Annotated in this window: 15 protein-coding genes and 1 pseudogene; 9 read left to right on the top strand and 7 right to left on the bottom strand. The window is 70.8% G+C overall.

Annotated features, from left to right (window positions below):
• Positions 1 to 27 precede the first annotated feature (27 nt).
• From tap to DDJ31_RS38815, 3 genes are all read left to right on the top strand, one after another.
• On the top strand, positions 28 to 2,250 hold the full coding sequence (tap, locus tag DDJ31_RS38640; protein ID WP_127175782.1) for a telomere-associated protein Tap: 2,223 nt from the start codon (positions 28 to 30) through the stop codon (positions 2,248 to 2,250).
• A 10-nt stretch (positions 2,251 to 2,260) separates the two neighbouring features.
• Positions 2,261 to 2,779, top strand: a complete 519-nt coding sequence (gene tpg, locus DDJ31_RS38645; protein WP_346656299.1) for a telomere-protecting terminal protein Tpg — start codon at positions 2,261 to 2,263, stop codon at positions 2,777 to 2,779.
• A 289-nt stretch (positions 2,780 to 3,068) separates the two neighbouring features.
• Positions 3,069 to 3,986: a hypothetical protein gene (locus DDJ31_RS38815; protein ID WP_206280770.1), complete on the top strand. Its 918-nt coding sequence runs from the start codon at positions 3,069 to 3,071 to the stop codon at positions 3,984 to 3,986.
• A 17-nt stretch (positions 3,987 to 4,003) separates the two neighbouring features.
• Here the strand turns inward: DDJ31_RS38815 and DDJ31_RS38655 are convergent, their stop codons facing one another.
• From DDJ31_RS38655 to DDJ31_RS38685, 7 genes are all read right to left on the bottom strand, one after another.
• Positions 4,004 to 4,633 carry a hypothetical protein gene (locus DDJ31_RS38655; protein WP_171480956.1) on the bottom strand — a complete coding sequence of 210 codons (630 nt, stop codon included), beginning with the start codon at positions 4,631 to 4,633 and terminating at the stop codon, positions 4,004 to 4,006.
• Entirely contained in the window at positions 4,630 to 5,160 is a 531-nt protein-coding gene (locus DDJ31_RS38660; protein WP_171480957.1) for a hypothetical protein, read from the bottom strand. Before DDJ31_RS38660 ends, DDJ31_RS38655 begins: the two co-directional genes overlap by 4 nt.
• A complete protein-coding gene (locus DDJ31_RS38665) occupies positions 5,157 to 5,987 on the bottom strand; it encodes a hypothetical protein (protein ID WP_171480958.1) in 831 nt (276 codons plus the stop codon). The genes DDJ31_RS38660 and DDJ31_RS38665 overlap by 4 nt, the downstream gene beginning before the upstream one ends.
• Complete coding sequence (locus DDJ31_RS38670) at positions 5,927 to 7,399, bottom strand: hypothetical protein (protein ID WP_171480959.1); 1,473 nt, start codon at positions 7,397 to 7,399, stop codon at positions 5,927 to 5,929. Before DDJ31_RS38670 ends, DDJ31_RS38665 begins: the two co-directional genes overlap by 61 nt.
• A gap of 55 nt (positions 7,400 to 7,454) precedes the next feature.
• On the bottom strand, positions 7,455 to 7,796 hold the full coding sequence (locus tag DDJ31_RS38675) for a hypothetical protein (RefSeq protein WP_171480960.1): 342 nt from the start codon (positions 7,794 to 7,796) through the stop codon (positions 7,455 to 7,457).
• A 554-nt stretch (positions 7,797 to 8,350) separates the two neighbouring features.
• On the bottom strand, positions 8,351 to 8,539 hold the full coding sequence (locus tag DDJ31_RS38680; RefSeq protein ID WP_171480961.1) for a hypothetical protein: 189 nt from the start codon (positions 8,537 to 8,539) through the stop codon (positions 8,351 to 8,353).
• A gap of 189 nt (positions 8,540 to 8,728) precedes the next feature.
• Positions 8,729 to 9,349: a TniQ family protein gene (locus DDJ31_RS38685; RefSeq protein ID WP_171480962.1), complete on the bottom strand. Its 621-nt coding sequence runs from the start codon at positions 9,347 to 9,349 to the stop codon at positions 8,729 to 8,731.
• Between the two features lie 256 nt (positions 9,350 to 9,605).
• Here DDJ31_RS38685 and DDJ31_RS38690 point away from each other — a divergent pair, with 256 nt between their 5' ends.
• The 6 genes and pseudogenes from DDJ31_RS38690 to DDJ31_RS38715 all read left to right on the top strand — a co-directional run.
• Positions 9,606 to 9,929, top strand: coding sequence for a DEAD/DEAH box helicase family protein (locus DDJ31_RS38690; protein ID WP_171480963.1), 324 nt, complete (start codon positions 9,606 to 9,608; stop codon positions 9,927 to 9,929).
• Positions 9,930 to 9,984: 55 nt separating this feature from the next.
• Positions 9,985 to 10,656: a DEAD/DEAH box helicase family protein gene (locus DDJ31_RS39970; protein ID WP_171480964.1), complete on the top strand. Its 672-nt coding sequence runs from the start codon at positions 9,985 to 9,987 to the stop codon at positions 10,654 to 10,656.
• Positions 10,657 to 11,031: 375 nt separating this feature from the next.
• Complete coding sequence (locus DDJ31_RS38700; RefSeq protein ID WP_171480965.1) at positions 11,032 to 11,235, top strand: helicase associated domain-containing protein; 204 nt, start codon at positions 11,032 to 11,034, stop codon at positions 11,233 to 11,235.
• Position 11,236: 1 nt separating this feature from the next.
• Positions 11,237 to 11,422: pseudogene (locus DDJ31_RS39975) on the top strand (helicase associated domain-containing protein); the annotation flags it as partial.
• A 390-nt stretch (positions 11,423 to 11,812) separates the two neighbouring features.
• Entirely contained in the window at positions 11,813 to 12,418 is a 606-nt protein-coding gene (locus tag DDJ31_RS39590; protein ID WP_171480966.1) for a hypothetical protein, read from the top strand.
• A gap of 326 nt (positions 12,419 to 12,744) precedes the next feature.
• Positions 12,745 to 12,942 (top strand): hypothetical protein (locus DDJ31_RS38715; RefSeq protein WP_171480967.1); only part of this gene is annotated, 198 nt, incomplete at its 3' end.

Here is a 12,942-nt window from a genome sequence, read left to right on the forward strand (position 1 = left end):
GCTAGGGTCTGGGGCAGGAGGTTCTGTATGTCCGAGCTGTTCGACGCGGTCGACGCGCTGGTCTCGTCCCGCTCCACGCTGCCGCCCCCGGCGGAACGCAAACGGCTGCGCCAGGCGCACGGTCTGACGCTGGACGAGGTGGCCGCCGCACTGCAGGTGCGGCGCGCGACGGTCAGCGGCTGGGAGGCCGGCAAGACCGAGCCGCGGCCGCCGGAGCGCGACGCGTACGCCCGTATGCTCAAGCAGCTCGCCCAGCTCTACCCCGCCAACGCCCCGGTGCCCTCTGAGGACACGGCGGTCCCCGAGACGCCTGCCGTCCCGGCCGTTCCTGCGCCATCGGTCGCTGAACCGGCCAAAGCTCGCACCGAACCAACCGCAGACCGGATCCTGGAGCCTGTTTCCGAGGACACCGCGCTGCGCCCCGCCGCTGTGCCGCATCCGGTGGCCACGACCAGGCCGACGTCGCGTCGGCCGCCCGCGCGTAAGGCCGCCCCCGTCGGCAGCCCAGCCGGTGGTGTCGATGCGCGGTTCGAGAACGGGCCGCTCGCGGTCGTCGACGTCGAAGACGGCCAGGTGCTGGCGTACTGCGTCGGCGGCCTGGTCCTAGACGTACCGGCGAAGTCCGTTCCGGCCTTGGTGGAGTGGACGCTGAGTGAGGGGCGGCTCGGTCAGCCGAAGTTGTCCGGTCCGGGCAAGGGCGCCGATCCGCTGCTCGTCCTCACGGAGGCTGCACTGGAGCACTACGGCCTGCCGGTCACGATCACAAAAGAGGAGCGCCTGGCCGGGCGGATCCCGGAGGGCCACAAGGTCATCAAGCAGTTGACGCGCGCCGACTGGAAGCTGACCAAGCGCGGCTTCGGGCCGTGGGCGAGGATCTACCGCCCCGCGCAGGGTTCGGAGCGGGCGTGCGTGCAGTTGTGCATCCCGTCGTGGGACGCGCTGGACACCCGGCACTGGGCCAACACGGGGCAGCTGCCGCCGGCGGATTTGGCCCGGCTGTTGGGCACGTATGCGGCCCGGGTGATGACGCCGCGCGGCTCCACCGCCGTCACAGGCCTGGAGCTGATGAACGCCCTGCACCCGCCGACCCGCGCCTCCGAACCCGACGAGACAGGCAAGAGGCACTCCGAGCACAACCCCGGCTCGCTGGGGAAGGATCCAGTGGACTGCGCGCCGTGCGAGGCCCCCGACGGCCACCCGCTGCTCGCAGACCTGCCGCGCTTCCATCACCGCACCCCGGCTGAGGTCCTGGTGGAGGAGGCGTACGACTGGGCGCGCCCACTCACCGACGCCGAATGCCTTCGCCCCCATCTGGTGGGCATCGACGTGAACATGGCCTTCGCCGCCGGCGCGAACGGCCTCACGGTCGGCCTGGGCGCGCCAACGCACGTCAAGAACCCCGCCTTCGATGCGAAGCTGCCCGGCGCGTGGCTGGTCGACCTGTCCCACGTCGACCTGTCGAGGGTGAAGGTCGCCAAGGACACGTGGGTGGACCTGGACGGCTCGTTGCTGCCCAGCCCGTTCACGCCGAAGGGCGAACGGCCCGAGGGCCCGGCGTGGTACGCCACGCCCACCGTCGCGTACGCGGTCGAACTGGGCTACGAGGTGCGCCCGATCGAGGCGTACGTCCGGTACGAGAACGGCCGTTACCTGGACGGCTGGTACAACCGGCTGCGCGATGCCTACCTCGCCACGATGGCCGACCTCGGGGTGGGCGCGGACCTGTCGCCGGAGGAGTTTTTGAGGGCGATGGACGGCTACCGGCAGCGGGACCCTCAGCTGGCGATCGTGGTGTCCGCGGTCAAGGCGACCGTGAAGGGCGGCATCGGCAAGCTGCGCGAGCGCCCGCGCGGGGAGGGCTGGAAACCCGGGCAGCCGTGGCGGGCCCTTGCCCGGCCGACGTGGCGCCCGGACATCCGCGCCGCTGTCATCTCCCGGACCCGGATCAACATGCACCGCAAGATCGTCAAGCATGCAGCCTTCACCGGGCAGCACCCGGTGGCGGTCCTCTCGGACTGCGCCGTCTACGCCTCCGACGGGCCCTCCCCGCTGGACTTCCTGCCCTACCGGGACGGCAAGCCACTGCCGGGCGGCTTCAAGCTCGGCGTGAACCCTGGGCTGGTCAAGTGGGAGGGCACGCAGAGCGTGCTGTGGGGCGAGGGCGTTCGCGAGCAGTTCAACGCCCCGGACCTCAACCTCGCCCGGTACATCAAGGACGGCACCGTCACCGACCAGGACACCGGGGAGTAGGTAGAGCGCGATGAGCCTGTTCGGGGACGGCCTGGACGCCGCGGTGCAGAAGGCGTTCACCCGCCCGGCGCCCAAGAGTGCGGGCCCGCAGATGCGCTACCTCGTCAAACAGTTGGGGGGCACCAAGGCGGTCGCCCAGATGCTGCGGATCTCCCAGCGCACCGTCGAGCGGTACGTGAAGGACCAGATCAAGAAGCCCCGCGCCGACCTCGCCGCCCGCCTGGAGCGCGAGGTGAAGAAGCGGTGGCAGCCGCAGATCCGGGCGAAGGCCCGGCAGAAGGCGGCGACCACCGGCGGCATCGTCATCGACACCTGCGCCCGCATGGGCTACACCGCGCCGATCGGGTCGACGGACCAGGACCGCATCCGGCACCTGACCATCGCGCTGCCGCCCCGCTACGCCGCCCGCCTCTTCGACGCCCAGGAAGCAGGCGCCACCGACCAGCAGCTCAAGGAGATCGCCGCCTGTGACTTCTCATCGAGAATGCATCCTGGGCGCTCTGTGAGCTGCGGGGTTGCAGATAGTTGAGAACGGAGTGTGTCCCGCTGTATGTGCTCTGGCCTGCTGTGGTGCAGGTTGATTGAGAAGGGCGCAGATCCAGTGAGAACTCCTGAGGATCTGGGCGCTGATCGGAACGGGCGCGATCTTGTGGCCTGGCCTGGTTGCTGGGTTCGTGGGGGCAGGGCGGGCTGGCGCTGTCCCTGTGGCTCCGTACCGAAGCATCGGCCTCCGCGTGGTGGTTTCAGCGCTTTTGGGGTGGGGGTTCTCGAAGCGCCGAGACGATGGGCTGGACTGACGGGACTGCCTTGGAGGGGCTGTGGAGAAGCTCGTCGCTGCCGCCGATCATGTGCACGATCATGCGAGAGATCGTGGGCGGCGGTTCGTTGCGCCCTCGGAATGTTACGTGCCGGACTTCGGGGCGCGGGCTGCTGTGATGGACCAGTTGTACGACGCGGCGCTGGACGGCTGTCAGGGGTGCCGGTCGGTTCTGCTGGATCGCGTGGCGACGGACGCTCGATCGGTCGGCAAGCTGATGGAGTGGGCGTGTGTGATCGCTTTGGAGGTCTACGGCGGGTTCCCTGCGGCACTCCTGGACGGCGACGGGTCGGCGGACGCCGTCGTGCGAACCTCGGCCGCGTTCCGCAGACTTGCACAGCCGTGGGCCGACGGCGCGCGGACGGGAAGTGCCACGAGCGCGGACTGCACGATGCAGGAGCGGCGGGATGCGGCGGACACGGCCGTGGCCCTGGTGGCCGCGCTGAGCGCGGATCATCCCCGAAGTCAGGAGCCGCTCGACATTGGCCCCGGTGAATCGCAACTGAGGGCGCAGAGCGGGCACTTCGCCGATCAGGCTGTGATCTTCATGCTGCAGCCCATGACCATGAAAATGGAGACTGCGCAGGGCGAGGTAGAGGTGGCGGACGTCGTGGAGTTCCTCGTGCGCGAGGCAGGAGGGAAACCTCTGTCGACGAGCACGCTGTTCGCCCCTGAGCGCACGGCTGGTTGGAGTGCGCAACTGCGCCTGCCCGGCGACATGCTGAGCGTGTCCTTCCCGGACGGGCTGTGCTTCTACGAAGGGACAATGCCGTCGTCAGCAGCGTGGCGGCGGGCTGTCGCCGCGGCGGGGGATGTTGTGATCATTACCGGGCCGATGGCTGATCCGACGTGTGTGGACGGTGCGATCTGGGCCGGCCGAACGACCTATGTGCGGGCACCGCTGACCATGCACGAGTAGCCGACTGCCAGGCGCCTTCACACCGTACGGTCCGTTGTAGTGGTGGGGGCGTCCGTGACCTCCGGCTCGGGATCGCTTGCCCAGAGACTGTCGATGTCGTCGCCGGCGGGCAGGTCGAGGTAGGCGGCGGCGTCCCGCAGCACATCGGGGGTGAGGGCTTCACTGTGGTCGAGGATCGCGAGCTGGCCGGCCATGCCGATCAGCGGGGCGAGGTGCTCCATGAGCCCGTCGGTGATGCGGTACAGCACTTTCTGGTATTTCAGCAGAGTGCCCGGCACGTGCTGGATCAGCCGCAGTTTGCCGTCGAAGGTGGCGAGTGCGCTGACCCACTCGTCGGGGTGCTTCGCGCTGCGCGGCGGAAGCCGGTTGACCCACAGGGTGGGCACCGCGCGGGGCCGCAGCGCGGCGGTGTTCTGGCCGGTCCGGCGCAGGGCGGGGATCCGGGCGGTGCGGGCCTCGCGCAGGATGTCGCTGGAGCCGATGCCGCTCCAGAAGATGGTCAGCGACAGTTCGTCAGTGAGGTAGTCGAAGAAGTCGAACGTCGGCTGCAGGTCTTCGGCGCGCAGCCGGTCGATGCCGTCGATCAGGCACAGGCGGGTACGGCTGGTGCGCAGCATGTGCAGCGCGGGCCCGGTGAAGTCCTTCATACGCGGGACAAGCTGACCTTCGGCGTTGTGGCGGTACAGGTCCCATCCCAGGAAGGTGGCCATGACGGCGGACCAGTCGGCCGGAGTGCCGGGGCGGGCGGGGTGTTGAGGCAGACCACGGGGATGACGGTGTCGTCGATGCCGTGCAGCTTCTCCAGTCGGCCCTGAAAGCCCAGGCCGATGTGGTGCAGCAGGGTCCGCTTGCCGGTGCCGCGGCAGTCGCTGTCGATGGCGACGTGGGGGCAGGGGTGGCGGCGTTCACCGTTGAGACGCAGCAGGCGGCGCGCGGTGAGCAGGCCCTTGCTGATGTCGGGGGTCTCCACCAGCCCTAGCCGACCGTGGTAGCGCACCCGCGGATCGTCCTCGGCGACCTCCTTGGGCGGCGCGGCGGGCAGCGGCGGGGGAGAGGGGGGATCCTCGCGCGCCAGCGCGTTCCAGCCGTGCACGGTGCTGGTGAGGTCCTGTGGGTGCAGCGGCGCCGCCGAGCGGGTGGCAGTGGTGCGTGGTGCGCGGGTCTGGCTCGTCATGATCGTTCTCCTGGCGGGGGCGGGAGGTCATCCGGCGGCAGAGTGCCGCTGTCGGGGTGCGGGGTCTGAGGCAGTGAGGCGAGGAAGTCCTCAAGGCTCTGGGCGCCGCCCCGTACCGGTTCCGGGGTGTCGAACAGATCGCGCGCGGGCCGGTCCAGCGAGCGGAACGGGCGCACCGACTCGATGTCCAGCGGCGGCAGTTCAGCGGTGGCTTCGACCGAGGACGCAAGCGCACGTGGCCGCGGCGGGGCCGGCCGGGCCGGCGCGGCCGCGGGGGTGGTGAGGCCGGGCTGCGGCTCCTGCGGCCCGGCGGCCATGGTGCGCTGCAGCTCGGCCAGGACCCGCGTGATAGCCACCTCGTCCCGGATGCTGCCGCCCCGGGCCTGGTGGATGCGTACGGCTTCCTCCCAGGCTTCCTCCGTCCACCGGTCGAGCAGCAGCCGGCGGTGGATGAAGGGAACCTCCACCCACGGGTCCTCCCCGCGCGCCTCGGCCTGATGGTCGAACAACCAGGCGAATTCGGGGTTGTTGGGGGAGCAGTGCACCTCCCAGCGGCCCTTGAGCCAGGCCAGATCGGACGGGCCGCGGAAGGCGTCCAGGCCGCCCCGCTCCAGGTTGTAGGTGCGGTTGTTGAGCTGAAAGCCTTTGCGGGTGACGCGCACGTACCAGGCGGGCAGCAGTTTGCGTGTCTGGCTCTCGGTCAGGCTGATGCGCCGGTAGCCTCGCATGCCCACCAGGGCGGCGTACATGGCGTTGGGGGAGACCTTCACCCCGGGATGGAAGGGGCTGCGCAGTCCGCCGTGCGGCATCTGCTGCCAGTGCAGCACGACCCACTGCTCGAACAGGTCCTGCAGCTGGGGAATCGTCCACACCAGCTGCTTGCGGACCTTCTTTCCGCGCAGGTCCAGACGGTGATGGGTGTAGGAGGCGAGGTACTGGCTGAACCCGAATTTGATGGCCCGCATGGCCGTTCCACGATGGCCTTGTCGATCGCGGTGCGCAGCCGGGCCTTGCGTACCTGGATGCCCAGCGACAGGCAGGCCCGGGTGAAGTCCTCGGAGATGTAGGGCGATCCATGGTCGATGACCACGGTGTGCGGCTTGATGACGGGGCGGGCGGCGGAGCCGGCGAACCGCTCGTCGGCGGCCAGGAGTTCTTCGTAGGGCAGGGCGGATCCCTCCATGAGGGTCTCGGGGCCCCAGCCCGGCCGGGCCGGCAGCGGTGCCAGCGCCTGTCCGAGCACCTGCACCGTGTCGAAGGACCGGGTGGCCCGCCCGGCGATCCACCGGCCTTTGCCGTCGCCGCGGCGGTGGCGTTTGGGCACGATGAGCGCGCCGATGATGCTGCGGGTGGCGACATCGATGGCGATGGTCAACTCCACCGAGATCACCCGCCCGTCATCGCCCATCACCAGGACATCCAGCCCGGTGGTGTCGATCTGGACGAGCTCACCGGGCCAGCGCGCGAGGGTCGCCGGACGCCCGGTGTACCAGCTGGCGGTGTGGGCGCTGTCGGCGGACCGGGCCGCTGCCACCGCATGCGCGTTCTCGGCGGTGATGCCAAGGCCGGCCAGCAGCCGGTACCAGGTGGCCTGGCTGCAGCGCCACTCCTTGGGGAGCTTGCCGTCTTTCGCGTAGCGGGCGGCGATCAGGCGCTTCACGTCGTCGATCAGACGCGACAGCGTGCCCGGCGAGCGGCCCGTTTCCCGCTCGTCGTCCAAGACCTCCCACACCAGGTCGATCACCTTCGCGTCGAGGTGCCCGGTGAGGGACGCGCCGCGCAGGCTGCGCTTGTCGACCAGTGCCATCAGGCCGCCCGCCCGCCACGCGGCGCACTTGCGTTTTACGGTGGCGGCCGACACCTGGTGGCCGAGCGCGGTGAGCTGGTCCGCCTTGGCCTGACAGCGCTGCTCGAGGGTGCGCAGGTGGGGGTCGAACGCGGCCGCGGGCGGGGTGTCGGCGGCAATCCAGGGCGCCTGTTCGTGCAGGACCTCTTGGACGTGCCGCTCCCACCGCTGCGCCTCCTTGCGTAACGCCCGCGGCAGGCCCTGCAGTTCACCGACTCGCATCGGCAGCACGGTCCGCTTGGCCGGCCGGCTGACGACGGCGAAGTCCGGCGCCGCCGTCAGCGCCCGCTGCACGATGACCAGAGGATCCGCCGCCACCTGCCCGGGCCGTTCCAGATACACATGGGGCCCGCAGAACGCGATGACGTTCCAGGTGTTGCCGCGATAGCGCACCGTGTCCCCCAGGGCGAGGCTGTCCCACAGCGGGGGCGGCTCCAGGCGTGCCCGTTCACGCCGGAACCCCAGGACCGGCGGCGCGCCACACGGTCGTGGCGGGCGTGAGCAGGTGGCCGGGATCGAACAGCAGGGCGCCCTTCCACAGCAGGTGGTAGGCCAGGTCCACGCCGCTGAGCAGCGGAAGTCCGGCCGCCCGTACGGCGCGTGAGATACGGCGCGGACGGGGCACCCGGTCGAGCAGCAGCTCGAGCTGCTCCGGGCAGTCGACGGCGTCGCGGGCCGCGTGCATCAGGGTGAGATTGTCCAGCTCCAGGCCCTGCGGGGGCACCATCACCCGCACCAGCCAGCCCGCGGCTGCGGCGCCGTGGCCAACACGTGCTGCTCCAGGCTCCATTGCTCCGTGATCTCGGACGGCTGCACGCACACCACCTCGCGGCGCCCCGCACGCCAGGCGACAAACGCCGGCCGCACACGGTGCGGCCGCTCACCCTGCCAGTGCAGCTCCATCGGGCCGGCGCTGCGCACCCCCGGCTGCGGGTCGCGATCCAGCAGCATCGAGCAGGCCAGCTCACGCAGCGAGGAACACACCAGCGCCTGGCCGCCGACCGGGGGCCGCGGCGTTGGTGACAACGAGTCCGTCCCGGATAGGCCACCGGCGGCCGCAACGGCGGCAACTCCTCGAACGGGATACGGCCCGCCCGCTGAACCGGCAGGGCTTGCTGCCGTCCGAAACGGTCGACGTACACGACCGTGATGTCCCGGGCATACACGGGCACGCTCCCACCCCTGACCTCGTGGCGGACGACCACGCAAACAGCCCCGGCCAGCATCGGCCGACCCGACCCCCAGGGCAGGGCACTTCACCACCGGCCACCCGAACCGGCGATAAGTCGAGCGCATGTTCCACTTGCGGAATGTGCAGGGTGGGGTGCTCGCGCGAACGCACGGTCAGACGGGCGCCGACGGGTCGCTCCACTCCCACGGCAGACAGCACCGGTCCTCCAGCGCGCCCTGCTCGTTACTGCTGTGATGCACCACGGCGCTCACGCACGGCGCCGGCCCGTCGCGGCCGGGCACGAAGCCCTCCATGCGGGCGGGCGCGTCGCAGCGATGGTGCAGCGCCAGCCATTCCGCCACCGGTACCTGCCATCGCCCCGCAGACACCCCCGCCGCCGCGGCCAACTCGACCCGGCTGCCGCCAGTTCGGCTCGGCCCGACCCCACTGTGAGGCCGGCGTCACGGCACGCCGTCGCTCATGGCGCAGCAGTAGCCGGGCCATCTGCACCGCTTCGGGATACAGCAGCAGCCATGCCGTGCCGGGATCCGTCAGCTGCAGGTGCGCCCGCCGCGCCCGGTCCTGCCACACCGGCCCGAACAGGCAACGACGCCACCACCATCCGACGATCGCGAAGGCATCTGCGGACAAGAACGCCCCTGCCGACCCCACTGCCGCTCCAGGCGCAGCCGCACGCGGTGGGCGCGCACCGTCTCCGGCAGCCGCCGCACATCGACCGCTTGTGTGCCTACCTGCCGGACGTGGCTGAACCGGTCGTGTCGCCGGCAGATCGTCCACACATCCGGCCTCACCAGCCACACTGCCGTCTCGGATGCGCCGCGCCGGGCCGCGCACAGAGGACAGGCGGGCACCAGATAGTGCGGCAGCGGCTGCCAGGGCCAGTCCCACCGGGCCTGCTGTCCCGGCAGCAGATGCGGCTCCCGCAGATGCGGCAGCGCCCGGCGCAGCCGCGGCCAGTTCATCTGCACCATCACCGCCAGCCGGTCGACGGCGGCACGGCTGAGGAACACCTCAGCCAGATGCGGCGCCAGTGCCTGCTGCCCGGGCGGGCCCGCACCCAGCTCGCCGAGCAGAAAGTCCACCGACACCCCCTGCACGGCGGCCACCCGGGACAGATACGACGCGTTGGACTCGCCCGCCAGCAGCAGCACACGCCGCGCCGCCAGTCTCCCGCCGTACACCGTTCCCCACCCTCCTTGCGCCCCGGCATCGGCCGATCCGCCGCTCGCCGCACCGCGCCGTGGTCTGTCGGCCCACGGTCGCCGCCCCTCCTTACCACGCCATCCGTGCCCTGCCCATCAACTTCACCCGCACGGATGACAAACGGACGCAGACGAGCCCGCGCCACGCCTGCCGCGCGGCATCCTGCCGGGGATCCTCACCGCGCCGGCCCAGGGGGAGCCGCCCGTGCTGCACGATGCCGTTACCCGCCTGCCCAGCCAGCTGTGGACGCCGCAGCGGGACGCCGCCGACTGCGTCCTCAACGCCTTCGCCATGGGCGCCGAACGCCAACTCGTCGTCATGCCGTGCGGCACCGGGAAGACCCACCTGGCCGTCCACATCGCCCACGAAATCGCCCCGAACAGCCGCAGTCTGGTCGTGGTGCCCACCCTCGACCTGCTCACCAGACCGCCCGCGTCTGGTACGACGCCGGCCGCAAGGGAACCTACCTGGGACTGTGCTCGGACAAGGAGACATCCGAGGCCGCGCTCGCCGGGGTCCTCACCCTGACCCGCGACCCGCTGACCTGACTGCCCGGCTGCGCGCCGCCGACGGCCCGACGAGCGTGTTCGTCACCTACCAGTCGCTGCACAAACTCCCCCCGGCCCACCAGGAGCATCTGCTGCCGCGCTGGGACCTCATCGTCGTCGACGAAGCGCACCGCACCGCCGGCGCCCGCAACAAACGCTGGGGCATCGTCCACGACAACGACGCCATCCCGGCGCGCCACCGGCTCTACCTCACCGCCACCCGCGCATCTGGGACGTCACAAAGGCATCACCGCCGAGCCGGTCGCCTCCATGGACGACGTCACCCTGTACGGCAAAGTGGCCTACCGCTACTCCCTGCCCAGGCCATCCACGAAGGCCGCCTGGCCGACTACCGCATCGCCGCCCGGAGATCCACGACCCGCAGCTGGCGCGGCACTGGCCTTGAACGGCCGCCGCTGCCTGCGTACCCCCCAGGGCGACGCCATGCGCGTCGCGGCCGGACAGCTGGCCCTGTTCGAGGCACGGGCCCGGCACGGCATCCGCCGCACCGTCGTCTTCAGCCGCAGCATCGTGCCAGTGCGACGCGTCGCCGAGACCCTCCCCGAAACCGCTGCCATCTCCCGGCGCCACGCCGACGGCCTGTGGACGGCCGCCATCCACTCCGGCCACTCGCGGGCGCTGCCGCAAAGAACGCACCGACCGGTTCGCCAGCCCCGCCTCCCGCCGGCCCGCGGCACCCTGGGTGACCTGAACGTGCTGTGCAACGTCCGGCTGTGCGTGGAAGGCGTCGACTTCCGCTGGCCGACTCCGTGCTCTTCACCGACCCCAAACGCTCCACTATCGACATCGTGCAGGCCATCGGCGTGCGCTGCGCATCGCCCCCGGCACCGACAAGATCGCCACCTTGATCATTCCTGTGGTGTTCGGCCCTGGGCAGCGTCCCGAGGAGGCCACTTCGCACCCCCTACCACCTCCTGCACCAGGTGATGATCGCTCTGCGGGCGTACGACGAGCACGTGTTCGTCGCCTGCCCGTCAGCGGCCCGGCCAGCCGGCTCAGCACAACGACATCGCCATCCGTCCGCCGCGCGCGGGAGATCGCCCCCACTCATGCTGCGGATCATGGAGCCCGAGCCCGACGTCTGGGACACCGGCATGGCCGCCGCCCAGCAGTACTTCGACGACCAGGGCCATTTGAACGTCCCCAGTAACTACATCGACGCAGCCGGGTTCCACCTCGGCTGCTGGCTCGGCTACCAGCGCGCCCTCAAACTGGCCGGCAACCTCAACCCCGCCCGCACCGCAGCCCTCGCGACCTGCAGATGACCTGGAGCCACCCCAAGGGCAGCACCGAGCCTACCTTCCACCTCGCCAGGCCTACGCGAGCGAACACGGGCACCTGCTCGCCGAGCCCGCACATAAATTCCGGGGCCGCCCGCTGGGGCAGTGGCTCGCCGAGCAGCGCCAGGCCGCCGCCGACGGCACACTGCCTCCGCCCTACGAACGCGCGCTCAAAGACATCGACCCCGTACTGGACCCCTCCTGGCCCCGCGAATGGCAGCGCATGTGCACCCGGCGCCCGAGCCGGGCGCCTGACCATCCCGGCGGCCCGCTGCCCACCCACGCGGACGACCTCACCCGCTGGCTGGACGAACAGTTCGACGCCTTCCCACCCTCACCAAAGGCCAGCAGAGCCAACTCGCGGCGCTTGCCCTGCGGCACGACCGCTGGCCCTCGCCCTGCGCCGCCCCCACGGCCACCAGGCCCGCACCCACGCCCAGGGCCTACGGGCCGCGCGGCGCTTCTTCCGCCGCCACCAGCACCTGCGCGTCCCGGCGACTACGCCGACGACCACGGCGGCACCCGCTTCCCGCTGGGCCGGTGGATCGCCGACCTGCGCATCATGGTCGGCGAAGGACTCCTCAACCACGAAGAGATCGACTCCGTCGAAGCCCTGGCCATGGAATGGCTCCCCGGACTCGCCTGCGACAACGCCCCGGCCGCGCTGCCGGCAACCCCCACGACCGCCACGCTACCGGCCGACACCGCCAAGCCCACGCCGCCACCCGATCTCGCCCAACCTAGCAGGCACCACCCGGCGTTCTGGATCGCCGACCGCCAGTCGGCACCTTCGGCACTCTCCGAGGTGCTGCTCCACGGCGGCCGGCGCCAGCTCCTCAGCCTGCCGGCCGGAGCAGGCAAAACCATGATCGCGGCGACCCTGGCCAGCAAGACCGCGAGCCCCGTCTGCCTGGTTCTCGGCCCCGACCCGACCTACCTCCACCATGTGGTCAAGACCTGGCGCCTGGTGCGCCCGGGGCCGCTGGCCGCCCTCAACATGCGGCCCACCCGCAACGGCAATGCAGGCACCACCCTGGCCAGCGCGGGTGACCTGGCCGACTGGATGACCCAACAGCCCCCGGGATCCCTCGTCCTGGCCCGTTACCGTGATGCAGGACTCATCGCCGAAAGCCACCGCGACCACGACCTGCCCCCTGGGACCACCTGATCGTCGAGGAAGCCCACCGCACCGCCGAAGGCATCATCGACCCGCACCACCCACACGCCACGATCCACTACGACGACGGCATCCTCGCCCACAGCCGCCTCTACCTGACAGCCACCCCCTGCATCCCCTACCAACTCCCGTCCACGCCGACCAGATGTGGGACGCCTGGGCCGTCAACATGCCCAACCAGCCGATCTTCGGCATCCACCAGCACACCGCGGAACGGCCCGAACTCGAAGCCGACGAGGTGCTCAGCCCCTACCAGTGGATGCAGATCCACGTCCCAGCCACCGCCCCTGCCCGGTCCCCGCTGGAGCAACTCACCCATGCGCTGGCGCGCTCAAGCCATCGGGGCGGCCCACCTCATCGAGCTCAACAACCTGCGCCGCGTCGTAGCCGTACTGAAGGACCTGAAACAAGCCGAAGCCTTTGCCTGCCAGTTGGCCGTGCAGATGCTCGACGCAGAAATCGTCGTACCGCAAGGCGCCACCCGCCAGCAGCACAACCAGCCGGTGATCCGCTGC

Origin of the sequence: Streptomyces griseoviridis, assembly GCF_005222485.1 — a bacterium.
In the GTDB taxonomy this organism is placed as follows: Bacteria; Actinomycetota; Actinomycetes; order Streptomycetales; family Streptomycetaceae; genus Streptomyces; species Streptomyces hintoniae.